We start from the raw sequence: 24238 nt of genomic DNA, 5'->3' as shown, positions 1-24238 counted from the left end.
GAGGCTTCCTCTTCTCCCGTCCATGCTCGGCGGTTTGCTCACAAGCTTCATGACCAGCGTCCTATACATTTCCTATACCGGCCTGCTCGACCCCCTCGGCGAGAGCCAGGTGCTGCAATACGTAGCTTCGCTGGCGAGTAAGCATCGGATGACGCTGCTCACCTTCGAAAAGTCGGAGAACACTTCCAATGCGGCTGCACTCGCCCGCATGGAGCGTATATGCGCGCAGGCCGGTGTCGAATGGCACCGCAGGGTTTGGCACAGGAAGCCGCCATTGCCGGCCACGGCCTGGGACGTTTTCTGGGGCAGCACGCAGGCGATCGACCTCGCCAGGAGCGTCGACGCCCGGATCGTGCATTGCCGCAGCTATGTCGGATCGCTGATCGGCTTGCGGGTCAAACGCGCGACAGGCGCAAAGCTGATCTTCGACATGCGCGGTTTCTGGGCCGACGAGCGCGCCGATACGGGTCGATGGGATCGCGAAGGTGCGGTCTACAAATCAGTCAAGAAGATAGAGCGGACATTGTTCACAGAGGCGGATTATGTCGTTTCACTCACGCGGGCCGGTGTGCGCGAGTTCGAGCAGTTCGATTATCTCGCAAACGATCCGCCTCCCAGCAGCGTGATACCGACCTGCACCAACCTGGACCTGTTCCGGCCCGACGGAGAGAAGACCGGGCCATTCACGCTCGGATATATCGGATCGGTTGGTGGATGGTATCTGTTCGACCAGGTGGCGCAGGCAGTTGCGCGGCTGCAGCAGCGCGATCCGCAGGCGCGCTTCCTCGCGGTGAACAAGGGTGGGCACGACCTCATACACCAGGCGCTGGAGCGGGCGGACGCCGATATGAGCCGCTGCGAGATCACCACCTGCGCCTATGACGAGGTCGGCGCGATGGCTGCCCGCATGCATGCAGGGGTATTCTTCATCATGCCCGCATGGTCGAAGCGCGCAAGCTGCCCCACCCGCATGGGTGAATTTCTCGGCAGCGGGATACCCTGCCTTGCAAATGGCGGAGTCGGCGACGTCGAAGAGGATTTCACCAGTTCGGGGACTGGCGTGGTGATGCCCACCGATCCGGACGGCCGCGTCATGATGGACAGTCTCGACGAGGCCATTGATCGCCTGCTAGCTCTCGCGAACGACCCCACCATGCTTGCCAAATGCCGCTCAACTGCTGAACAGCTGTTCTCGCTGTCGGGCGGGGTCGCGGAATACGATCGCATCTATCAGCTGCTGGCATCGCAATGAGCGCGGCGAAGCTAGATCGGCTAAAAGTCTTGTTCCTGACGCGATATCCGGTGGAGGGTGCATCAAGCCGCTACCGCGTGCATCAGTACATTCCCCATCTGAAAGAGCTGGGCTTCGATTGCACGGTGCAGAGCTTCATGGATAGCGAGATGTACCATCTTTCCCTGTCCTCCGGGGCGACGGGGCGAAAGATTTGGCTGACGGCCAAGGCGTGTCTGCGCCGTTTGCGCGTGCTCGCGCAATTCCGCGAGTTCCAGGTCGTGTACATGCAGCGCGAGCTGTTCCCCTTTGGCCCGCCGGTGGTGGAGCGAGCACTAGCGCGGTTGGGAGTGCCCCTTGCCTTCGACTACGACGACGCGCTCTTCATCAAGAAGCCCAGCCGTTACAATCCTATCGCCACCTTCTTCCGATCCCCAGACAAGACGCGAAAGATCCTTCGGCTGGTCGATTGCACGGTCGCCGGGAACAACTGGCTACGCGATATCGCTATTGCCGAAAAAGGGCATGCAGTAACAGTCGAAGTTGCCGAAGACGTCTCTCGTTTCGCGACGCTCGATGAAAAGCTGGCGCAGAATCGACCGTTGACGATCGGCTGGCTCGGATCGCCCTCCACAGCGAAATACATGGCCGAGATCGAGGGCGTTTTGCGCCAGGTAGCCAAGGCCAATCCCCATGTGCGCTGGGAAATCATGGGGGGCGGCGAGTTTTCGCAGGACGGCATCGACTGGGAAACGCACGACTGGTCGATCGAGAAGGAACGAGCCGCGCTCGCGCGCTACGATATCGGGCTGATGCCCCTGCCGAAGCAGCAATGGTCTCGCGGGAAATCGGGCGGGAAGGCGCGCACATACATGGCGGCTGGCGTGGTCCCCGTGGTGCAGGCCATCGGCTATAATCTAGAGCTTATCCGGCACGGGGAAACCGGGTTTTTATGCGACGAGGATGCTGACTGGTCAAGCAACCTGCAGAAGCTGATCGACGACCGGGACCTTCGCGTGAAAATGGCAAGCGCCGCGCGCGAAGACATCGAGAAGCGGTTTTCCGTGCGCAAAAAGGCGGCAGAAATCGCTGCCGTACTGCACGATCTGGCCAAGGGGCGGAAACCGGCATGACGGATATCAGGCCGGAATTGCCCGCCATCGTGCTGGGCCTGTCGCCGACGGGGCTGCACGTGGTCCGCGCTCTGGGGAGGACGGGCGTGGAAGTTCACGGCGTGGCAGAACCCAACCAGTCGGGCAGCACGTCGCGCTATCTCGCCAGCGTTACACAGCCTGCCGACGACGCGGCCCTACTCGCGCATCTGCATGGCCTGTCGCGCGATTTCGAAGGACGCGGCATTGCACGCGCGGTCATCATCCCGACCTCGGACCAGCATGTCGAATTCGTCTTGCGGCACTTGTCCGACCTCGAAGATCGTTTCCTTTTTCAGGACAGCTATCGCGATGGTCTGGCGGCTTCCATCATGGCGAAGGACAGCTTCTACCGGCTGTGCGAACAGCATTCCGTGAAATATCCGGTGCTGCGCGAAACGAGTGCGGACGGTTTGCCGGCTTGCGTCGGCTCCATACCCTTCCCGTGGATCGTCAAACCGGCGGAAATCCATCTCGTAAAACGGGAAATGCGCGGAGAAAAGGGCTGGATCGTTCGCAACGCGGCCGAACTGCAGGCCACCATCCCGAAAATTCCGGCCGGCGCGCAGACCTTGCTGGTGCAGGAAATCGTACCGGGGCCGGAGTCCAACATCACGCTGTGCTGCGGATGGTTTGAAGGCGATGGCACGGTGCGCCAGATGTTCACCGCACGCAAGCTTCGCCAGTACCCGCCGGGCTTCGGTTCGGCTTCGCTTGTGCAAAGTTGCCCCGAACTGGAAAGCGCCGCGATCATGCAGCGCCTTCTTTTTGGGATCGATTACCGTGGCGTGGCAGCCGCCGAATTCAAACGTCACCCCGATACCGGCGAATTGTCGATCATTGAGATCAATGTACGTCCATCGCTATGGTTTTCGATATCCGAGGATGCGGGCCGTCCGGTCGTGCTGGAGACCTATCGAACACTGGCCGGAATGCCTTCGCTGTCGGAAGCGCCGCAGCGAGACGGGGTTCGCTGGCGTTACTGGGTAAAGGACATAGCCAGTGCGACGTTTTATCGCAGGCAGTCCGGCTTTGTCCTGCCGCCGCCGGATCTGGACGCAGTGGGGCCTGCAACCAAACAGATTTCAGCCGTCCATGCAAAAGACGATCCACGGCCTTACTCGTCCGAATTCGTGTTCCTTTTGCGAAAGGGGCTGGCGCGCGCATCGCGCTTGCTAGTAAAACCCAAATCAGAATGAGTTCGAAATTTATCATTTCGCTTGATTTCGAGTTGATGTGGGGCGTGCGCGACCACCGCAGTGTGGCGGATTACGGCGACGCCGTGATGGGTGCGCGGAGCGCGGTGCCGCGTCTTCTCGAACTGTTCGACACTTTCGGCATTCAGGCGACATGGGCCACCGTCGGTCTGCTGTTTGCCCGCAACCAGCGGGAGATGGCCGAATTCGCCCCAGAACAGCATCCGACTTATTCCGACACTGCGCTCGATCCCTATCCACAGGTCGCGGCGCTGGCAGGTCAGGACGAGAGCACGGCGCCGCATTTCTTCGCTCGCAGCCTTCTCGACCGGGTGATTGCTAGCGGGTCTCAGGAAATCGCATGCCACACCTATTCGCATTATTTCTGCCTTGAGCCGGGACAGACGGTTGCACAATTCAGCGCCGACTTAGAGGCGAACAAAAACATCGCCGCCGATGCGGGATGCGCCATGCGGTCGATCGTCTTCTGCCGGAACCAGTGGCGCGAAGAATATATTGATGCAGCCGTCGAGGCGGGCCTCGATGTGTTTCGCGGCAACCAGGACGGCTACATCTACCGGTCACGCGCCGGGGCGCGGAACACCCTTTTGATAAGGGGACTGCGCCTGCTCGATGGTGCATTGCCCGTCAACGGGCCTAACGATTTTGCCGAAGCAACCCGATTTCGCGGCGGTGCCAACGTCCCGGCGAGCCGTTTCCTACGCCCTTGGTCCCCCAAGACCGCATTATACAACGTTCTGCACCAGAGGTCGATCAAATCGGAAATGACGCGCGCTGCCAAGGCCGGGCGACATTACCATCTATGGTGGCACCCGCATAATATGGGCCGCTACAGCGAGGCGAATTTCGCCCAGTTGGAAACGATCCTTACGCATTTCCGCGACCTGAAGGATTGCCATGGAATGGAAAGCACGGCGATGGGTGCAATGGGGGAGGCCGCGCTCGTGGACGACGGATCGAACTGACGTGTCGATCTACACCTTGATCTACGTCGACCTCAGGGGAGGTAAGAGATACCGCTCCATCTTGAAGTACGAAGATGCAGTTTTGGGAGGACGTCGAGCGAAACCTTTGATTTTTTCGCAGTTCAATCAGGCGCAGATACGGGCTGCTTGGGGGACCGTCGATCTTTTTGGCGCTCGATCGGAAAAGGATTTCCGCCAAGCGCCTTCTCTACGACCGAGAAGTCGCGCAGAAGAGCCACCGCCTTGACAGGCCACCCAAGCTGATCTGGAACATGATGAGCGGACGAATTCAGATCATCATGCTCCTTCCTAATTTTTGAAGAAACTAGATATTGTGGGCCAAGGGGTTTCGCGCGATAACTTTTCCCATCTCTGCTGTCTTAAACTCGACCTTTCTACCTAAGCTTTTGCTGCAGACTTTGTCTCGGACCGCAGTTTGGCCCCCGATCATAAAATAAACATGCGGCCGCTAATCTTCGCCTAAAATCAATTTAACAAAAATGATATTTCCCGCGCCTTGGGAATTAAATCCGAGGTATTTTTAGGAAACCTATCGTGAATCGCATATCGAGCACGACGGGCGGCGGAATTTTGTTGAAAGGCTACTCCGCCTATGTGACTCATCTTTCGTTTCTCTCGGCACAACTTTCCGGCTGCTACGGTGGAGGGCGATAAAATGATTTTTCGGCCAGCCATTTTTTGCAATTATAAAATACTAATCTTGGCCCTCGTGTCTATGCTCAAACCGCAATGGATTGAACACGAGGTGAGGAAGGTTACGCCCTTTAGTCAAATGCATCAACTCTGACACCGTACTCAAGACTTAGTGGAGTAAACTAATCCGGCAATACGTAGATTATTGCAATGAACGATTGAATAACCAAAAAAAATTATAACAAAAGCGCTCCGATGATCGAATTATAACAGAAACATTATGATAATATACTTAGCGATATTTTTTGCCTTGTCTTTTTTAGCGTACGCCTTGGACCAAAGGTCGCAAAAGGCTCTTTTGCTGCCGCTGCTTGTTTCTCTATTTTGGTTTATGGGGTGGCGTTATCAGGTAGGGTGCGATTTTTACGGATACCTTTCTCGATTTAACAATGCGGAGCTATCCACCGATCTGATCAGTTATTTCGTCAAGAAGGAGGGCGCATTTCTATTTATAACTGCCTGGCTTAAAGAGAACAACTTTCCTTACTATACTCTCAATGTTGTTGCGTCAGCCATTATTCTCTTTGGCTATGCTCGGTATCTTCGGACGTCACCGCAGCCGATAACGGAAATAGCGCTTCTTTTCCCGGTTATTATCCTTCAACTTTCAATGTCCGGATTGCGACAGGGTATAGCTGTTGCCTTACTCACGGCCTCTGTCGTAGATTTCAATAAAGGCAGAAGACTGGCTGTCGCCTCATGGATCTTCGTCGGCGCACAATTTCACGCATCCGTGGCAATTTTCCTCCCCTTAGCCCTATTGGCTGGGCGAAATGTCTCTGTCACGCGGTTCTTAATTGCGGGCATTTTATTTATGCCAATTGTTCTATTCGTTATGGGTGGGCAAGCGGAAGATTATTCCAACCAATATGTTCGAAAGGTATATGGAGCTTCATCCTCCGATGGAGCACTATTCCGCTACATCCTTGTCGCCATACCAATGGCTTATTTCTGGGCAAATCGCGATCATTATCGCAGGGTGATCGATAAGAGAACTGGAATTTTCGAAGCTTTTGCAATAATTACCTTATTAATTGCCCCTCTCTTTTTAGTTTCTTCCCTTGTCGTCCATCGGCTTACCTTCTATGTAATGCCAATTAGCGTGATGATTGCGGCCAATGCATTTCGAGCGCCCCCTCCGAAATTTCATCATGCTGACTTGAAATTAATGCCTTTTCTTTTTTTCGGGGCCTATTTGATTGGATGGATTACTCTTTCAAGTCATGCAGATCGCTGTTATATTCCATATCAGAATTATACCTTCTTATGAGAAATCTATTTTATAGGCACCCTATTTTATATGACGGCTTGACCGTGCGCTCCATGTCTCTTTTCCTTACGGCATTCTGTTCGCAATGTTTCTTGTCTGGACGATGTGGAGGTCAATTTTATGCGGTCTTATATCCCTTGCCAGTCGTGGCTCTTCAGATTTCCAAAGTCGTCTAGGTCTGATTTTCCTTAACGAGCAAAATTCTTGACCATCTCCCCTCTTCCGCTTTCTGGTCTTCTACTCATCACGCCGCGCAGGTTCGGCGACAGTCGAGGCTTTTTCGCTGAAACCTACAATGCCCGAGCGTATCGGGACGTAGGTATCAAGTGTGAGTTGGTTCAGGACAATCACTCGCTCTCTGACAAAGTGGGTGCCGTCAGAGGGCTTCATTTCCAGGAACCTCCCGCGGCCCAAGCCAAGCTTGTACGGTGCGGTCGAGGGGCTGTCTTCGATGTCGCAGTAGACATCCGCGTCGGTAGCCCAACGTACGGCAAGTGGATGGGCTACGAACTTAGTGCGGATAATGGTCTTCAGCTCTTTATACCTTCCGGCTTCGCGCATGGTTTCGTGACGCTGAAGCCGGGCAGCGAGATCGTATACAAATGCTCGGATTATTACGCTCCCGAATCCGAAGGCTCGGTGCGCTGGGATGATCCGGATCACGGCATCGAATGGCCGGACGTCGATAATCCGGTCTTGAGCGAGAAGGACGCCGAGGCGCCTTCCCTTGCACAAATCAAAAGCCCATTTCGCTGGGAGAATTCACAATGAAACTTCTCGTTACCGGCGGTGCCGGTTTCATCGGCTCTGCCGTAGTCAGGCTCGCGATTAAGCAAGGTCACGAGGTACTCAATCTCGACGCTCTCACCTACGCGGCTTGTCTCGAGAATCTGAGCGAAGATGCGGCGAGTGCACTCTATCGATTCAAGCAGTGCGACATCCGCGATCGCGAAGCCGTTCAGGAAGCGATCGACGACTTCAAGCCTGACATTATCATGCACCTTGCGGCGGAATCTCATGTCGACCGCTCGATTGATGGTCCTTCAGATTTCATCGAGACCAACATCAACGGGACCTTCAATATGCTGGAGGCCTCACGAAGCTATTGGGAGAGCGCCGGGAAACCGGATCGCTTCCGGTTCCACCACATAAGCACCGACGAGGTTTATGGCTCACTCCCGGCTGATCCGGACATCAAGTTTACCGAAGATACCTCCTACGATCCAAGGAGCCCGTACTCGGCCTCCAAGGCGAGCTCGGACCACCTGGTGCGCGCTTGGCACGAAACCTACGGCCTCCCGGTCGTCATCACCAATTGCTCGAACAATTACGGGCCCTATCACTTCCCCGAGAAACTCATACCCGTCGTTATTCTCAATGCCTTGGCGGGCAAGCCGCTGCCGATTTACGGTGACGGATCCAACATCCGCGACTGGCTCTATGTTGAGGACCATGCCGAGGCATTGCTCCTGGTTGCAGAGCGCGGACAGGTAGGGCGCAGCTACAATATCGGCGGCGATAACGAGCGAACCAACCTCGAGCTCGTCCAGGCCATCTGCGCCATCCTCGATCGCATCCAGCAAACCAATGGCAGCTATTCGGATCTCATCACCTTCGTAACCGATCGACCGGGTCACGACGCGCGTTACGCAATCGACGCTTCGCGTATTCGCGACGAACTGGGATGGAGTCCCTCGGTCACTGTCGAGGAGGGCCTCGAGCGCACCGTCCGCTGGTATCTCGACAATGAAGACTGGTGGCGTCCGCTGCTGGAGCGCAAGGGGGTGGGCGAACGTCTCGGTACCGGAAAGTCAAACGCTGCGTGACAATGCTTGTCTTTGGAACCAGCGGGCAGGTCGCCCGAGAGCTCCAGAACCTGGCGCCCGTCACCGCGCTGGGCCGCGAAGAGGCGGATTTGTCCGATCCAGAGGCCTGTGCCTCTGCGATTGAGCGACACAAGCCTGAGGCCGTCATCAACGCGGCGGCATACACGGCGGTCGACCGCGCCGAGGACGAGCCTGAATTGGCGACACGTGTGAACGGCGAGGCGCCGGGCGCAATGGCAGCGGCCTGTGCGAAGTTGAATATCCCCTTCGTTCATATCTCGACGGACTATGTCTTCGAGGGATCGGGGGCGGCGGCATGGCATCCTGATGACCCGCCGGCACCGCAAAATGTCTACGGCCACTCGAAACTCCTGGGTGAGCAGGCAATCCGGGCAGCCGGTGGGAACCACGCCATCTTGCGAACTTCCTGGGTATTTTCCGCACACGGTGCCAACTTTGCCAAGACAATGCTGCGATTGGCCGAGACACGAGACGCTCTCAAGGTCGTTGATGATCAGGTGGGAGGACCAACGCCGGCACGAGACATCGCCCGGACATGTCTTGCTATCACCGAACAATTGATCGAAAACCCGGACAAGGCAGGCACTTACCACTATGGCGGGGCGCCCGACGTTTCGTGGTGCGGGTTTGCACGAGAGATCTTTGCGCAGGCAGGTTGCGAAGTATCCGTTGAAGGCATCCCTTCAAGCCAATACCCGACGCCTGCAAAGCGACCGTTCAACTCCCGAATGGATTGCACGACCCTTACAGACACATTTGGCATTGAGCGCCCTGACTGGCGCCAGGGCCTTGGACACATCTTGAAAGAACTGGAGACTACGCGATGAAGGATCGCAAAGGCATAATTCTCGCGGGCGGATCAGGCACACGACTGTACCCGGTGACAACAGGTGTATCGAAGCAACTTCTGCCGATCTACGACAAGCCGATGATCTATTACCCACTCAGCGTTCTCATGCTCGCTGGCATTCGGGATATCCTGATCATCACGACGCCCGAGGATCGCGAGCAGTTCGAGCGGACACTCGGAGATGGCAGCCAATGGGGCATCACGCTTTCCTACACGATACAGCCGAACCCCGATGGGCTGGCGCAGGCCTTCATCCTCGCAGAGGATTTCCTCGACGGCGCGCCGTCGACGATGGTTCTGGGCGACAATATCTTCTTTGGCCACGGCTTGCCCGAGGTGCTCCAGTCAGCAAACCGGACGGAAGGTGCCACCGTGTTCGGCTATCACGTCCATGATCCTGAACGCTACGGGGTGGCGGCGTTCGATGAGAACGGCAAGATCCAGGCTATCGTGGAAAAACCGGAGGTACCCCCCTCGAACTACGCGGTGACAGGCCTGTACTTTGTTGACGGCACTGCCCCGGAGCGCGCCAGGAGGGTCAAACCCTCTGAACGCGGGGAGCTCGAGATCACCAGCCTCCTGGAAACCTATCTGGACGATGGCTTGTTGTCGGTGGAACTGATGGGCCGGGGCTACGCCTGGCTGGACACCGGCACCCATGCATCGCTGCTTGATGCCGGCAATTTCGTGCGGACTCTCACCGAGCGGCAGGGACTGCAGGTGGGATCGCCCGACGAAATCGCATATAGCTTGGGCTGGATCGATCGCGAGGCCCTGCTCAACCGAGCAAAGCGTTTCGGAAAGAATGAATATGGTAAGTATCTCGAGAACCTGGCCACGCCCTAACCCGGCAACACCCGGGCAAGAGCGGGCTGGCCAACTAGATAGACGGAGCCATAGAGCAATGAGCGGGCTGCTTACCAAGAAGTCAGTCGAGAAGGTCTGGGGACGCAGCGATATCCCATCGTACTTCGAACCTGGCTCGAGTGCGAAGATCGGTGAGGTCTGGTTCGAGCAAAGGGTTTCTTTTCCGAATATACTCGTCAAATACCTGTTTACGTCCGACAAGCTGTCGGTGCAGGTCTATCCTTCCGATGTACAAGCGCAACAATTGGAGCGGGGCCAGCAGGGCAAGGAAGAATGCTGGCTCGTTCTCGATGCAGAACCGGGTGCTGCTGTCGCGCTTGGGCTCGATAAGAATTACGAACCCGAGGCAGTGCGGCAGGCTGCCCTTGATGGTTCAATCGAGGACATGCTGGTCTGGCACGAGGCAAGAGCCGGTGACTTCTTCCATGTGCCGCCTGGAACCATCCACGCCATTGGGGCCGGTTTGACCCTGCTCGAGGTCCAACAGAATACCGATATTACCTTCCGGCTGTTCGACTATGGCCGCCCGCGCGAGCTTCACCTTGACCAGGCCATGACGTGCGCTCAGTTCGGACCCTACGACGCCAGCACCAGGAGCGGCGTCGGCGAGACCCCCGACGAGCTCCTGCTGGACTGTCCCACATTCCACATGCGGCTGCTCAAGGACGACCATTGCTTTGTCGCAGCCGAGCCGACCTTGGTCGTGCCCCTCGAGGGCAGCGTCGCCGTCAACCTGGAGCAATTGCCAGAGGGCAGCTGCGCTGTCCTGGAAGTCGGCGACAGGCTGGACACTTATCCAGGCTCGAGCTTCGTGATCGTCCACGACAATCAGCCTGGGGCTCCCTCAAAGTAACAGACGGCGCCTCGAGCGCCTCAAGCCAGCAGGGCCAGCCGCTGCCATCGCAACTGGTGGAGCCGCTCGACCGAGGCGTTCTCGACGTAGCGCGCCAGCACTGACTGGCTCTTCCATCCCCCCGCCTGCATGATCCCGAGCATGTCGATCCCGGCCACCAGCATGTCCTGCGCTGCGCCCACCCGCATCGAGTGGCTCGATAGTTGGCGCACTTTTTCCGGGTCAACATGTGCCCGCGTAGCCGCGCGCTTCACCATCCGCCGAAGCGAACTGGTGGCAAGCGCCCGAGTGGCCACCCTCCCGCAGTGCAATCCCCGAAACAGCGGCCCCTCGACAAGTCCGCTGGCCTCGAGCCAGGCAGCTAGCCGAGCACGCGTGGGGTGCGACAAATAAGCATTCCGTCCCTTTCCAAAGGGGTCGGCCTTGGAGCGGGGCACGCAGATGCGCGACCAGTCCGCCTCCAGGTTCTCGACACGCAGCGCTGCCAGTTCGCTGCTGCGACACAGCGTGTCGTAGCCGACGCTGAAAAGCGCGGCATCGCGCCGGCCAGCCAGCGTATCCGGGCATGCCGCGACGATCTGCGCAAGCAGTCCATGAGTAAGACCGAGGGCCTGCTCCTGCCGTGCAGGCTTGGCCCGCCGGGCGCGTCGATAAGCAAGCCGCACATTGCTGTTCTCGGTAGGGCTGGGGAGGTCCGCCATCCGATGCGCAAACCGGATCGCGTCGAGACGATGCTTGAGTGTCGCCATCGCCTTGGTCTTGGCTTGGTCATCGATGAAATCGGCGATCGCTTCAGGCAGAGCCGGGAGCCAATCATGGCCGAGCTCGCGACACCAATCCTTGAACACCTTGAGGTCATTCCTGTAGCCACGAAGTGTGTTCTGCGAGTAGGCTCCTTCGCAACGAACGAATAGATTATGTAAGTGGTATGGCTCTACCGAATGATTGGGTGAAGATTGCATATGAGCTATAATAGCTCACAAGATAGTGAGAAGCAACCATCCTCGTCGCAACTCAAGGCGGCACGCGGATTGCTCGGCATCAGCTCTAAAGAACTCGCGGAAATCTCCGGTGTGGGTTGGGCAACCGTTCGGAGATTTGAAGAGGCGGCGGGCATCCCACCTTCACGCGGCGGCACTCTTGAACGCGTGAAGTCAGCCCTTGAAGACGCCGGCATCGAGTTTATTGGGGACCCAATGCAGTCGCCAGGCGTTCGCCTGCATCGTAAATAGCCCCCGTCCCTGTCATCTGAAGAACCATCCCATGCAGCGCGTGATTACCATTCTCTTCTGGCTCTCGGTTGGCCTCGCCCTGTTTGGGGCTACCGCAGCGTCGATATCCTTGCCCGGCAACCCCGGCGACAAGTTCAACCATGCGTTGGCCTTTGCAGTCCTGGCATCGCTCGCCGCGCTGGCGTACCCGCGGACCCAGGTAATTACCTTGTGGTTGTACCTGAGCGCTTTTGCCGGCCTGCTCGAGCTGCTGCAGTTCGCACCCTTCCTCCACCGCTCGCCCGAGTGGATGGACCTTGGCGTCGGGATGCTGGCCTCGGGCATCGCCCTCGCGGTGATGGCGCTCTGGCGCCGCACCGTTGCGCTAGCCCCGCTCTAACCACCCTAGAATTAACCCGTCGATCGCCGGCGCGGCGCGGGTGCAGGTTTGGCTTCGCGCGCCATCTGGTGGAGGTCGCCCTTCATCGAAGACAGGTCCCAGCGGCGCAATTCCTGCAGTTCATGGCGGATCTGTCCGAACTGGACGATCGCCTCGTCGAAAAACCGCACGGCCTTGTAGACGAGGAACACCAACGCCGCGGCCTGGACCGCCAACAGCGCTTCAATCACTCCGATTTCCGGCACTGGCCTTCCCCCTCGTCTCGATTGCTTGGCCTGGACCCTGATCTTTCCGCCAGAGCGCGTGGAATGCAACACCGCCGCTCGCGCCGCTCCACAGGTTGCAATACGTAGAACGGGTCCCGTCCGTCGGGCCATGATGCCGTGAGCTCCACGCCAACTGGTGATGCTTGATAAAGGGCGCCCTGCACGCCGCCGGTCCGCAAGGCCCTTTACCTTGGATTAAAGCGGCGCTGCTAACACCAATCCGAAGGCGTCCCTCCACCCCCATGCGTCGTTCCTTCCCGCAGCGAGGGACGCCTTCCATCCCGCGCAAACCGACACCCCTCCCCCGCGCATGCTGAATGTGTTACCTCCCCTTATTCTAACGCCAACTCGTCTGCGGTACTCTTTTTTCCGAAATTTTCGGAAGAATAGCATCGCCGACAAGCAGCCGCCGGGCCCGGGGACCAAGACATATTCAGCCCAAGTGGTAGCGGCGAGAGGCAGGCGATGACGGGCCAATCAACCACGGCCCGGCCCCGGACCCGTTGTCCCGGATTGTGAGAAATGAGGGCGGGGTTTGCGTTGCACGAAACGGACCAAACAGGCCGACTAAGGTAAACAAAACACGCTTTTTTACGAGGGGGAGCGGTGGACTCATGGGGCTGTGTTTTGGGTGGTTTTCACCAACCTCGATCTGCCCCCTTCCCTACCCCCACGCACGATAACACCAGCTGTTGTGCTTAGCAGGCGAAAATCAAGGGATCGGATTATTTGTCAAAGGAACCGGCGCAGCCGAGCATCGAGAACCTAGTCCATCGAGGTGTTATCGACGTAGCCCGCGAGCTCCGCGTTCGTGTTCTTTGGCTCTCAACCTTATCGGATTTCATGAATCTCGCCATTTGGTTTAGGTCGATACAGATAAAACTCTCGGCCAGGTGCAGCGATTGAATAAGCGAATAATACTTTGGGGTACATACGATCTCGGCAAGCCGAGAACCCGAATAATGCGTAATGCCCTAAAGGGTGCCGGTTTCGAGATTACCGAAGTGCATCGGTCGGTATGGGATGACATCGACGACAAGAGCCAGCTTTCGAAACGAGGCTGGGCCCGGCGCGCATGGCGTTTGTTCTCCAGCTACCCAAAGCTTGTCGTGCGGTACATACACGCAGGTCCGCATGATGTCGTAGTGATCCCCTATATGGGGCATCTTGATGTCCTTGTTATCTGGCCTTTTGCGAAACTTCGCCGTGTCCCTGTGGTATGGGATGCCTTTATCTCAGTCTATGACACCGTCGTGCGCGACCGACAGCTGATCCGGGCCTTCAACCCGTTGGCGCTTGCTCTTTACTGCTGGGAGTGGCTGGCATGCCGCGCTGCATCCCGGGTGGTGCTGGATACAAGGGCTCATGCCGAAATGTTCCAGGACCTTTACTGCCTCGATGACAAACGGACTTCAGCCGTATTTGTCGGGGCGGAAGCGGATGCCTTTGCCCGAGTAGCTGGTTCACCGCGCGAGAAATCGCTTCCTTTACGCGTTCTTTTCTACGGTCAATTCATCCCCCTTCACGGCGTCGACACGATCGTCAAGGCCGCGCGATTAGCTCGCGATATGCCTATCGAATGGCATTTTGTTGGTGACGGTCAGGAGGCGCCCAAAATTCGCGCAATGCTGGCTGCGGCCCCCCTACCTAAGCTGCGCTGGACCAGTTGGGTTCCTTATGAGGAACTGAAGCAGGCCATCGCCGAGGCAGACGTGTGCCTCGGCATTTTTGGGAAGAGCGGAAAAGCCGCCCGGGTTATTCCAAACAAGGTTTTTCAAATCTTGGTTGCAGGCAAGCCGCTGGTGACACGCGACAGTCTGGCAATCCGGGAATTGGTCGATGAGGGATCGGCAGGGATCTCGCTGGTGCAGCCGGGCGATGCCGGCGCCCTCCTGGCAGCATTGACCGAGATTGGCGATCACCCCGAATTACCCAGTCTGGCCCCTCACTTCGCCTTGGAGAGACTCGCGCGTGATTGGCGCACGATTATTGTGGGAGTTCAACGCGGGTAGGGCACAAGGGCCGATACATGCCTCGGCAAGTTCAGGCACATTGACCACAAGTGAACCCGAAAATGGTCCCAATCTCTTTGCGAACCGGCAAGCGGGAATAGAAGATTTCTCAACGCTCTGAAGGCATAGCTCGGAGACTTTTCGTTGTCTTGCCATGCCTCCGTGCACAGGGCAGCACACTTGGTGAAGGTTATTCGAACTGAGGGATCAAGTGTGCTCGAATTCGCAAGTTGGTTTAGCTCTTCAAGAAAGTCTCGACGGTACGATCTGAACCGCGTGAACCGTTCCGAGATGTCACGTGGCCTAATCTTCCAAGGCCTGAGCATCTTGAGCACGCCCCCGTTATGAGCATTTGCTCCATGCAGGCGATGAAAGGTGTCGGCATCGCGCACAAAGGTCACTCCATTTGCAAAGACAGCAACCATGCTTATAAGTCTGTCGAAAGGCAATTCGGACTTGAAAATCATAGGGTGGAGGATCTCGCGGCGGCATACCATAGCATGTGCTGAGACGCGGGAACTGCGCAGGAGACTCAATTTATCATCGGCTTGATGCGCTACGCTCAACGCCTCCATCAGCGTCTTGCCCAACGACCGTCCCTCGGCGTCAATCAGATGCGAGGGACCAAATGCTAGCGAGTGGTCGCCGAGGCTGTCGCAGAGGCGCTGAAGCTTTTCATCGCCCCAGATATCGTCTTGGTCCGCGAATGCAATTAAGGGCGCGCGAGCGGCAGCGAGCAGTTCGCCCAGCCGCGCCTTCTGCCCACGATTGTCCGATGCCGGGAGACGGGTTACGCGGCTGTCGCGAGCAGCAAAGCGATCAAGGATCGAGGCGGAGCTGTCGTGCGAACCGTCGTCGATCGCTAGCAGTTCAAAATCACTGTAACCTTGCGCGAGGATCGAATTAAGCTGTGCTTCGAGATAGCGTGCACCGTTAAATGTCGGCAGGAGAATGGCGAGCGGGGGCATAGAGGTAGTGCCTATGGCGGCTTTCCGCGCGCATCAAGAGTCTCTATGCCTGTCGCATCAACAAGAACTTTGGGGGTTGATCCATGCGCCGAGCCTGCTTCTTCGTCAGTTACTGGCACGAACCCAGGCTTGCCGAACATATTCACTATCATCTCGAAGCACTCGCAGCGTTGGGATTCGAGATTTTCTTCGCGTCCAATTCTCCGCTGGACGCAACCGCCCGGGACCGCCTGACGCAGAATTGCGTGGAGGTAGTCGAGCGACCAAACCATGGCTACGATTTCGGAGCATGGCGCGAATTGATCGACCGGGTCGACCTGTCTCCTTACGATGGTCTTTTACTGACCAATAGCAGTATCATCGGTCCACTATTCGACCTTCGTCCGATGTTTGAGGCGATGGCAGCGCGCGAATGCGATTTTTGGGGAATGACCCTAAACCGACTGCATAGAACACATATCCAGAGCTATTTTCTCTATTTTCACCCCGCAGCTTGGCGATCTCAAGCATGGGTGCAGTTCTGGAGCGGTGTGGAAAACCTGTCTGACAAAGAGGAGGTGATCTGGCGATACGAATTGATGTTCTCGCAAACGCTTGAGGCCGCGGGCCTCAAAGGTAGTACCTATATCGCACCAAACCCATGGTGGAGTATGGGATTGCCATCGCTAATCCCGGGGCGTCGCGGCAAGCCGGTGTACTTGGATGATCCTACGATCGCCCGCGCCGCTGCAATCATTCGCGAAGGCATGCCATACGTGAAGGCGTCGTTCTTGCATATAGATGCCAAGAACGGGTCGAGAGGGTTCACACGCCTCCGCGCGCTTCTCGAGACCGACCGACGCGACTTGTTCGAGCGGCTCGCGCGACCGCTATTGCTCTCGGTTCCTAATGCGGCCGATCGGCCAAACAGGGTCGTCTGATGCGCTCGCTTGTTGTCACCAATTTTTTCGAAGGTTGGACTGGTTCCGAAGTCCTCGCGCTGGAAGTCGCCGAGCATCTCGGGGCGACGACCAGCTCCTTCTGGTGCGCCGAGCCGATGAAATCCGCGCTGCGCGATTGGCGCACGATCGAAGACATTGACTTGTCGCAGTTCGACTTTGTCTGGGCGCAGCATCATTCGATCCTTACGTTGCTGGATCGACATTGCGACTCGAAGCGCCCCTTCATCGTATGGGCGTCTCTGTCTCCCTACGAGGAGATGGAGCAATTGCCCGTGTCACTCATAAAAGCGTTCTTTGATCGCGCAGTAGGCAATTCGATCGAAACGGTTGAGGCGCGAGGAATGGAGCGCTCTTTCGATAACGCTGCGCCCGCTGCCTTCCATTTTGATCGCGACCAGCGCGAAGCACAGAACATCCTTTTCGTCAGCAACAACCAACCACCCGAAATGGTAAAAGCGGCGGCGCTGCTTAAGCAGCGCGGATTGTCCATACGTTTTATCGGTCGCGGCCATGAGTACAAGCGCATCGAACCCAGTGACATCGGTTGGGCGGACAGGGTTGTCACTATCGGAAAGACCGCGCGTTATGCGTTGGCCTCGAAAACACCTGTCTACATCTACGATCGCTTTGGCGGAGACGGTTACCTCACGAGCGAAAACTACTTGCGAAACGAGCAGCATAATTTCTCGGGTCGCCCCAACGAACGAAGGGTCGGCGCCGTCGAACTAGCCGAGGAAATTGCCGGCCCCGTCCCGCCATTGGATCTGCCTCCCCAAAGCGTATTCGAGAAGTTCATCGATCAGCTAGTCGCTGAAGCTTCACCCCAGCCATTCGCGCGCACTCCTGATCTCGCTGGCGCTGCGGCGATGGCCTTGATCATCGGCAGGTTCTTAAGGCTCCAGCGTGGAGAGCGCGAACGATTTTTTGGTCGCTATGGCTTGCTTCGCTATGCCCGAGCCCGTCTGCAGTATGCAGGCATTCTTCCTTAATCATGACGCGCGCTTGAGACGCATGATGACCTGGACCACATCGTTAGTAATGCGGCGGAACGATCCGATGTCGGACAGCCAACCCGTGGCCAAATAGGATGTGGCACCGATAGCACCAAGCGCGACGATGCGGACCCAGGATTCCATTGCCGTTGATTGATCGACGCCCCACAACGTCAGCGCCATAAGCGCCGAAGCGAAAAGAATGCCGAGGATGTCGCGAAGTTGTGCCACGAGACCATGCTCGAAGCTTAGCCGGGTCTGTCGGGTATGCAGGAGGAGGCCGGTAATACTCGCGGCGAAGTATGCCCAAGCTACGCCGACGATGCCGAAGAAACTGCCAGCGACGATGAGACCAATACCCAATGACCGTTTGACCAGTTCGAGGTTAAAATAGGTCCGGCTCATGCCCTTCGCGATCAGCAGGTTTGCATTTGCAGCCTGCATCGGCATCGTGATCCCTGCCAGCGCAAGTATGGTGAGCACCGGCGCAGCGTCTACCCATTGCGGACCGTATAGGATCAGCAGCAAATCGCGGGCCAGAAACGAGAGCCCTATAAAGGCAGGCACGGCGAGGAACATCATACCCGTCGTTCCGCGCCGCATTCTATGGATCATAGCACCATTGTCGTCCCTGCTCTCCGACAACAGGGGAAGTGCTACCCGCGCAGTGATTCCGCTGAACAACTGGTTGAACAATTGCGTAACGCCCAGGCCGCGATTGAACAGGCCCAAGTCAGCCGCCGAATAGCGCTTGGCCACTATCAGGGCAGCCCCCTGCATGTAGAAGATCTGAAGGGCCTGCGTAAGAGAGATCGGGCCAACGAAGCGCAATGCCGGAAGGATCGCAGACCAGTCGAAGCGCAGCCTGGGACGCCAACCGGCAATTATCCACAAGCCAATCGAAGTTACGAGCGCCGACAGCATCATCTGGACCACGAGCGCCCAGAGCCTCCCTCCTCCCAATGCGACGATCACCGCTGCGAGACCTGCCGTAGCGCTTGCGATCACACCGACCACGGCCAGCGGCCGGAACCTTAACTGCTTCGTGAGCAATGCCGAAGGCACGGTAGCAACGGAGGCCAACAAGGGTTGGCAAGCGACAACCGGGAGAATCTCGGCCAACGCCGGAAAGTCGTAGAAGCGAACAATGAACTGCCCCGACAGCCACACCAGCGCACCTGCAAGGATTGAAAGACATGCGACGAAAGTGAAAATTCGCGCGAGTTCATCGTCTGTCAGGTCGCGCTGGATAATAAGCGTTCCAAACCCGCCTGCTGTCAATACGCCCGCCAAGGCTACGACCAGCACTACCATGGCGAATATTCCGAACTCGGCAGGGGTCAGCAATCGCGCAAGGAAAATGACCGCAATGAAGTTGGTGCCCTGCTTGGCCAACAGTTCGACACCTCCCCAAAGTCCCGCCCTCCCGGCTCGTGCGAGCGTCATGGCGCGCTTCGACGCGTTCCCTCGCCGCGCATCGCTGTTGGCCTCCTCGAAATCGCAGTGGCTGCCGCCCTAGATGGTGCGCCACCGGCCTCGTTATTGAGCTGCCATTCCGTGGTTGCGACTAGTACTCCTTCGAACCGCCGATGCGGCTTGTCAGCCAATTCATCGCATGCCTTCCGTTCTTCGAACGCATGGCGGCGATCATCTCCTGGACGATCTTTCACCGAGATCTGGTGAAGCTGGGTCGCCGAATCTGCAAGCATTAGCATTCCTTTGCGCATGATCCGAAGCTTTCCCTCCATGAGGCTCAACGGCCTCGCTTGCGGGCTAGAACCTGTGATAGATCGGCCCTGCTGGTGGGGGTCTTCCGGGCACTGGCAGATTCCGGCCCCATCGAATTTTTATCGGCCCTCCGCTCCATCGATGTTCCCCCTTTGCCAATAGCACGACTGCTCCACAACTTAAGTTGCGGTTGGAAATAACTCGTTCGCCCTGACACTCCAGCGTATAGCGGCCGGGGATGGCCAAGCGGAATAATCCAGATGTCTCACGCAGCTGCTTTCCCGCGACCCAAAGGTCACCCCAGTGCTGAATAAAACTTTCGCGCAAGGCGCTCTCATCTTCAGGTGCCAGCCGTGGTTTGGCGTAGGGCGAGCCTGGGTCTAGCGCTTTCGCAATAGCAGGAGAACTTACCAATAGAACAGGTGGAGCGTCGCGCTCGATAGCTTCTCGAACTGGCGGCGGGTCCAGACCAGCGCTGCTTTCAATTCCCCACGAGCTCATGAAAAAGCCACTTTTAAAAAAACTTGGGAGCATGCTGCTGCGTTCGATGTAGGCTACTGGTTCGGGGAACAAGCTGTGCACGGCCGAGGTGTAGGCGCGCTGCGCTTCTTGATCCCGCGGCCAGTAGGAAATGAATTGCGCTGCCGTCCCGGCAGCGCACGCAAACAGCAGGATCTCAAGGAAGAAGCGTCGGTCGTTTACGAGAAGCTTCGCGATGGGCAACGCCGCAATCAGGCAAGGAATAAGTATGAAGGGAATGAAATAGGGGAATGCATTGCGATACAATGCAAAACTCAACAAAGGCAGAACACATAGGAGCAAGGCAAGCGAGCAGAGATCGCCCTTGCTGCGCATGAAATCCTTTAACGCAATCACCACGCCAAGAACTAGAGCGAGAGCAACCAAAAAGCTTCCTGTCGCCCAAGAGAGAATATAGTCGCCGCGCGGGAACCAACCTTGGTCGCCAATGACTTTTTGCGCGGCACTTTCGCTCGCACTCACCCCGTGATCGATGGACAATGCGGCATTCGCGGAAGGCCCCGAGAGCACCGCAGAGTGCCAGAGCCACAATACCAAGCCTGATAACGCCGTGGCCATCGCCGCCATTGCAAAGCGCTTTAACGCCCCGGGAAGGCCTTCTCGTTTCCAGGAAATCGCGAACGCGCCAGCAAATGCGGGGAGGTAGAACACGCCCTTGACGGTGATCAGTAAGGACGCCGCGGCCACAATGCCCGCCGCAATACTGCGCCACCAGACCGGGCGAGCCATGAGCAGGGCCAGCGCGGCCATCAGCAGTGCCGCAGCTATCGGGTCTGTTCGAAAGCTTGCCCCATGCGCGAGCGAATAGGTGCTCGTGAACCATAATACGACGAGCAGCAACGCGCTGATCTGGTCGGCGATCTTGCGAGCAACGAAATAGAGGCAGGCGAGAGCCATAATCTGGCAAAGCAACATGACCAGTCTGCCCGCGATGACCTGGTCTATCTCGCCTATTGGGAGGGCCGTTATCCAACCGAACAGGTGGACGTGAAAATTCTGGAACGGATCCCTTAGTTGCTCGGCTTCGGCGAGATATATGCGGCCAAGAAACCAGTATTCGTCCCAATTTATATTGAGCCTGAATACCAACATTGTTTGAAGCGCGAAAAAAAAGGCGATGAGCAGCAAGACTAGAAGCTTGCGCCTGCGATCCGCCGGTCCATCAGGCGATGCTTCCACGTCAGCCACGGCGTCGCGCGACGGTTTTATCAGTATCTTTTTTAGGCTGCGACCCACCGGTTTCCGGAGAAAGCAAATCGATCCGCTCCTCTAAGCGGCGGACGTGTCGAAGATTGGCCTCAAGCAGCTTGCGGTTCGCGGCTATCAGGTCCCCGAGTATGCCGAGGATCGACACCAGAACCCCGAGGACCAGCAAAGAGCCCCCAATGACGAGCGACTGCACATGGCCATCGCCGTCGCCGGAAAAGTACAAGAACAAGAATCGCACGATCGGAATTGCGCCGATAAATGCTATCAGGGCCCCTGTGAGCAGAAACACTCGCAAGGGATTATAGGTGGTATACGCGCGCGCGATGGTCACGCCCGTGTGCGCGATGAAGCTCGGTATGGAGCCGAAAAGACGCGATGGGCGTGCCGCGGCGTTCGTGCGTATGGGGACACTGACAATTCGCATGCGCTTGCGACCTGCCTGAATGAGCATATCCGTCGTGTAAGAAAAATCGGTGGTAATGAAAATGCGCTGGGCAGCTTCGCGGGTAAACGCGCGAAAACCGCTCACGGCATCGGCAATCTCGGTACGCGACAGTCGCCTGACGACCATGCTGCCAATTACCTGCAGGCGTTTTTTGACTGGGCCAAAGTGGGCATTCTCGCGGACACCCCGATCGCCAACCACTATGTCAGCATCGAGATCTATCAGCGGCCGAACCAGAGCCGCCACGTCTTCACCTTCGTATTGCCCGTCGGCATCGGTATTGACGATAATATCTGCGCCTTCGCACAACGCGCGATCGACACCGCTCTGGAATGCAGCGGCCAGCCCGCGGTTGCCGCGGTGATGGACGATATGGTGAACGCCGGCCGCCGCAGCAGCTTGCGCAGTCCCGTCGCGCGATCCGTCATCGATCACCAGGATTTCAATGGAATCGATACCATCGATATGCCGTGGCAGTGCGCGCACGGTATCTGCGATGTGATCTGCTTCGTTGAAGCAAGGAATCTGGATTACAAGCTTCGTCATCTGCCGCCTTTCCCGGGCGCCACGGACCCCCTCCGCTTCTTCATAGTATGGAATGTTCTACGGGGCGTAAACTGTGCGTCTGCGGTGACACACTAGCAACGTGCAATTTAGTAACCGAATTGAACGGAAGTGCTCGAGTTAGCCCGGGCGGCGGCCCATCGACCAGGTTAGTTCCTTATAGACTAGGTTTGATGTCTGGGCGCTGCTCCAGACATTGCCCCAAGCATAGGCGATCATCGTCCGCCGCTCGCAATATGGGTATTGGACTTACTGTGCACGGGGGTGAATTGCAGTTTTTGCTTTCGCCCCACCCCACCCCCGCGGCAATTTCTATTTTCGGTCTACATCTGGAAAACCACCCTTGCGCGATAATACCACCTGTCGTGGCCCATGAAATTGCTTTGCACTCAAACACGCGCTTCGCGCCTGTGGGCCGCAGGATTCTTTTTGTTAGCGGGAACTTCAGGGGACATTGCAAATGCCAGGTGATGGCCGATCCTGGGGGCGGACCTTCCGGCTTTGGCTCAACTAAAATGAGGCGCTGAGGAGGTCGCGCCCTGACTATGCGCCGAGTTCGAGGCTCGCTTGATTGGGTCCTTCTTGAACCGCTCCTGGCCCGTCCCGCCTCAACCACTGATGGACGTGTGTCCATCTTCTCGATTTCCAGCGACGCTCCGACGAGCTTTGCTCCATACATGGCGACGTCAGTCAATCTCACGACATGTCGATATGCACGGCGCCTGGCGGAACAATGAGTGCCCCTACGCTGCAGCGAGACAGCCCTCCCTGACGCTTGGGTACGGAATTCGCAGCCTTATGAAAGTTCCTCGCAATTGTCGTGCCATCAGCAAAATCGGCGACCTCAAGGAAAAGCACAAACTCGTCCCCGCCGAGCCGGGCGAGCAGGCCATCGAACCTCGCATCACGCTGGATTGTATCGGCGAAATCCTGGAGCAAGATGTCCCCTTCACAATGGCCAAACTTATTGTTGACAACCTTCAGTCCGTCGAGATCGGCGTAAAGTAAAAAGCGCCATTGCGTACTGCGAGTTAGCGTTTCGCTTTACTCGAAAAAAGCCTAGCGATTGAAAGCGCCGGTTAGAAGATCCCTTCTTGCAAGCCACCATTCGCGCTGGAATGGGTGACGTGCGCCGGCTACTGCACCAATGACCACCGCGATCGCGATGAACCGCCTAGCGAAATTTTCCAGCAATTCATGTTGGCCGTGAGGGTAGAGCGCAACGCCGTTCGCTGTGAAAGTGAGTGCGCCAATAATCATGCCAGCGCGCCACCCCAGGCACCATGCAACCAGGCACATGACGAACAGATAATTGGGTCCAAACCAAACATTTCGGCCGGTGGCTATGTCCCCCATGACCGCAAGATCGAGAGCCAATTATATGAATATCCAAGCTTGCGACGCACGCAAGCCGACCATTCACTTAAGCGCACGGGGCACTTTATAAGTCTCTGATGGGTAATGACTTCCATCCACAGGCCGAGCGTAACGAACTTATGCTGAAGATTAAGTAAACACTTTGAGGCATGACCAGACTTAGAAAATAGAAGACGCCATTCTTCGATACCTTTCGCTTCTTTCGCCTGGGCACACTCACTCATTATGGTCTGCTGTGCTCGCCTGCTCATCCGATGTCGCCATTTCCGCGGGTCAGCTATCTTCTATCGAGACAGCAAGGTGATTGCTGACGCAACGATCACGCTCATCGCGAATAAGCTTCGTCGGTGGAAGCCGGCAGGGTGATCCGACGCATGCCAGATGGATGAAATCTTGTCCTCTGGTCAATTGAAAGGCAGATTCCCTTGGCTCAATCGTCGAAGCTGGCTGCTCTCTATCGGCCCAGGTTCCGCCGGACCTAGGTGTCGCCAAGACCGACGAGCTGACCGGCACACCGAACACGGAGGGTACATCAAACCGGATGATCGCCCATCCGCTCGCCTAAGCGCACCGGCCGTTCTGGTGCCCAATCTTCGTTGAACGTGATCGTCCCCTGCTTG

At 57.2% G+C, this 24238-nt stretch carries 22 protein-coding genes; 15 read left to right on the top strand and 7 right to left on the bottom strand.

Annotated elements, in window-relative coordinates; translation table 11 throughout:
• The first annotated feature begins 49 nt into the window (after positions 1 to 49).
• From ACXYL9_RS12650 to ACXYL9_RS12605, 10 genes are all read left to right on the top strand, one after another.
• Positions 50 to 1252 (top strand): glycosyltransferase, encoded by a 1203-nt coding sequence (locus ACXYL9_RS12650; RefSeq protein WP_459039923.1) that lies wholly within the window; start codon positions 50 to 52, stop codon positions 1250 to 1252.
• A gap of 29 nt (positions 1253 to 1281) precedes the next feature.
• On the top strand, positions 1282 to 2364 hold the full coding sequence (locus ACXYL9_RS12645; RefSeq protein WP_459039922.1) for a glycosyltransferase family 4 protein: 1083 nt from the start codon (positions 1282 to 1284) through the stop codon (positions 2362 to 2364).
• Positions 2361 to 3581: a carboxylate--amine ligase gene (locus tag ACXYL9_RS12640; protein ID WP_459039921.1), complete on the top strand. Its 1221-nt coding sequence runs from the start codon at positions 2361 to 2363 to the stop codon at positions 3579 to 3581. The genes ACXYL9_RS12645 and ACXYL9_RS12640 overlap by 4 nt, the downstream gene beginning before the upstream one ends.
• Positions 3578 to 4564: a polysaccharide deacetylase family protein gene (locus tag ACXYL9_RS12635; RefSeq protein ID WP_459039920.1), complete on the top strand. Its 987-nt coding sequence runs from the start codon at positions 3578 to 3580 to the stop codon at positions 4562 to 4564. The genes ACXYL9_RS12640 and ACXYL9_RS12635 overlap by 4 nt, the downstream gene beginning before the upstream one ends.
• 934 nt (positions 4565 to 5498) lie before the next feature.
• Positions 5499 to 6548, top strand: a complete 1050-nt coding sequence (locus ACXYL9_RS12630) for an EpsG family protein (RefSeq protein WP_459039919.1) — start codon at positions 5499 to 5501, stop codon at positions 6546 to 6548.
• A gap of 204 nt (positions 6549 to 6752) precedes the next feature.
• Positions 6753 to 7319, top strand: a complete 567-nt coding sequence (rfbC, locus tag ACXYL9_RS12625; RefSeq protein WP_459039918.1) for a dTDP-4-dehydrorhamnose 3,5-epimerase — start codon at positions 6753 to 6755, stop codon at positions 7317 to 7319.
• Complete coding sequence (gene rfbB, locus ACXYL9_RS12620; protein ID WP_459039917.1) at positions 7316 to 8374, top strand: dTDP-glucose 4,6-dehydratase; 1059 nt, start codon at positions 7316 to 7318, stop codon at positions 8372 to 8374. The genes rfbC and rfbB overlap by 4 nt, the downstream gene beginning before the upstream one ends.
• Positions 8375 to 8376: 2 nt before the next feature.
• Positions 8377 to 9222 (top strand): dTDP-4-dehydrorhamnose reductase, encoded by an 846-nt coding sequence (gene rfbD, locus ACXYL9_RS12615; protein ID WP_459039916.1) that lies wholly within the window; start codon positions 8377 to 8379, stop codon positions 9220 to 9222.
• Positions 9219 to 10091 (top strand): glucose-1-phosphate thymidylyltransferase RfbA, encoded by an 873-nt coding sequence (gene rfbA, locus ACXYL9_RS12610; protein ID WP_459039915.1) that lies wholly within the window; start codon positions 9219 to 9221, stop codon positions 10089 to 10091. Before rfbD ends, rfbA begins: the two co-directional genes overlap by 4 nt.
• Before the next feature lie 58 nt (positions 10092 to 10149).
• Positions 10150 to 10965: a class I mannose-6-phosphate isomerase gene (locus tag ACXYL9_RS12605; protein ID WP_459039914.1), complete on the top strand. Its 816-nt coding sequence runs from the start codon at positions 10150 to 10152 to the stop codon at positions 10963 to 10965.
• Positions 10966 to 10985: 20 nt separating this feature from the next.
• Here the strand turns inward: ACXYL9_RS12605 and ACXYL9_RS12600 are convergent, their stop codons facing one another.
• A complete protein-coding gene (locus ACXYL9_RS12600) occupies positions 10986 to 11927 on the bottom strand; it encodes a tyrosine-type recombinase/integrase (protein WP_459039913.1) in 942 nt (313 codons plus the stop codon).
• On the opposite strand from ACXYL9_RS12600, the gene ACXYL9_RS12595 reads away from it, so the two are divergent.
• Positions 11928 to 12197 carry a helix-turn-helix domain-containing protein gene (locus ACXYL9_RS12595; RefSeq protein ID WP_459039912.1) on the top strand — a complete coding sequence of 90 codons (270 nt, stop codon included), beginning with the start codon at positions 11928 to 11930 and terminating at the stop codon, positions 12195 to 12197.
• 31 nt (positions 12198 to 12228) lie between these two features.
• The gene (locus ACXYL9_RS12590) at positions 12229 to 12576 is read left to right on the top strand and encodes a hypothetical protein (RefSeq protein ID WP_459039911.1); all 348 of its coding nucleotides are present in this window, start codon (positions 12229 to 12231) and stop codon (positions 12574 to 12576) included.
• Positions 12577 to 12587: 11 nt separating this feature from the next.
• Here the strand turns inward: ACXYL9_RS12590 and ACXYL9_RS12585 are convergent, their stop codons facing one another.
• Positions 12588 to 12821: a hypothetical protein gene (locus ACXYL9_RS12585; protein WP_459039910.1), complete on the bottom strand. Its 234-nt coding sequence runs from the start codon at positions 12819 to 12821 to the stop codon at positions 12588 to 12590.
• Positions 12822 to 13804: 983 nt separating this feature from the next.
• Here ACXYL9_RS12585 and ACXYL9_RS12580 point away from each other — a divergent pair.
• Positions 13805 to 14854 carry a glycosyltransferase gene (locus ACXYL9_RS12580; RefSeq protein ID WP_459039909.1) on the top strand — a complete coding sequence of 350 codons (1050 nt, stop codon included), beginning with the start codon at positions 13805 to 13807 and terminating at the stop codon, positions 14852 to 14854.
• Here ACXYL9_RS12580 and ACXYL9_RS12575 read toward each other — a convergent pair.
• Complete coding sequence (locus tag ACXYL9_RS12575; RefSeq protein WP_459039908.1) at positions 14842 to 15822, bottom strand: glycosyltransferase; 981 nt, start codon at positions 15820 to 15822, stop codon at positions 14842 to 14844. The two genes, ACXYL9_RS12580 and ACXYL9_RS12575, sit on opposite strands and share 13 nt — an antisense overlap.
• An 83-nt stretch (positions 15823 to 15905) precedes the next feature.
• Between ACXYL9_RS12575 and ACXYL9_RS12570 the strand changes: the two genes are divergently transcribed.
• Positions 15906 to 16742, top strand: coding sequence for a rhamnan synthesis F family protein (locus ACXYL9_RS12570; RefSeq protein WP_459039907.1), 837 nt, complete (start codon positions 15906 to 15908; stop codon positions 16740 to 16742).
• A gap of 116 nt (positions 16743 to 16858) precedes the next feature.
• A complete protein-coding gene (locus ACXYL9_RS12565) occupies positions 16859 to 17752 on the top strand; it encodes a hypothetical protein (protein ID WP_459039906.1) in 894 nt (297 codons plus the stop codon).
• On the opposite strand, the gene ACXYL9_RS12560 is transcribed toward ACXYL9_RS12565, so the two are convergent.
• The 4 genes from ACXYL9_RS12560 to ACXYL9_RS12545 form a co-directional block, all read right to left on the bottom strand.
• The gene (locus tag ACXYL9_RS12560; protein WP_459039905.1) at positions 17753 to 19201 is read right to left on the bottom strand and encodes a lipopolysaccharide biosynthesis protein; all 1449 of its coding nucleotides are present in this window, start codon (positions 19199 to 19201) and stop codon (positions 17753 to 17755) included.
• 327 nt (positions 19202 to 19528) lie between these two features.
• Complete coding sequence (locus ACXYL9_RS12555) at positions 19529 to 21211, bottom strand: hypothetical protein (protein WP_459039904.1); 1683 nt, start codon at positions 21209 to 21211, stop codon at positions 19529 to 19531.
• On the bottom strand, positions 21204 to 22223 hold the full coding sequence (locus tag ACXYL9_RS12550; RefSeq protein ID WP_459039903.1) for a glycosyltransferase family 2 protein: 1020 nt from the start codon (positions 22221 to 22223) through the stop codon (positions 21204 to 21206). The genes ACXYL9_RS12555 and ACXYL9_RS12550 overlap by 8 nt, the downstream gene beginning before the upstream one ends.
• Before the next feature lie 714 nt (positions 22224 to 22937).
• Positions 22938 to 23225, bottom strand: a complete 288-nt coding sequence (locus ACXYL9_RS12545) for a diguanylate cyclase (protein ID WP_459040068.1) — start codon at positions 23223 to 23225, stop codon at positions 22938 to 22940.
• Between the last annotated feature and the right edge of the window lie 1013 nt (positions 23226 to 24238).

The organism is Qipengyuania sp. CAU 1752 (assembly GCF_054482615.1).
This window is presented reverse-complemented; position numbering and strand designations above follow the sequence as displayed.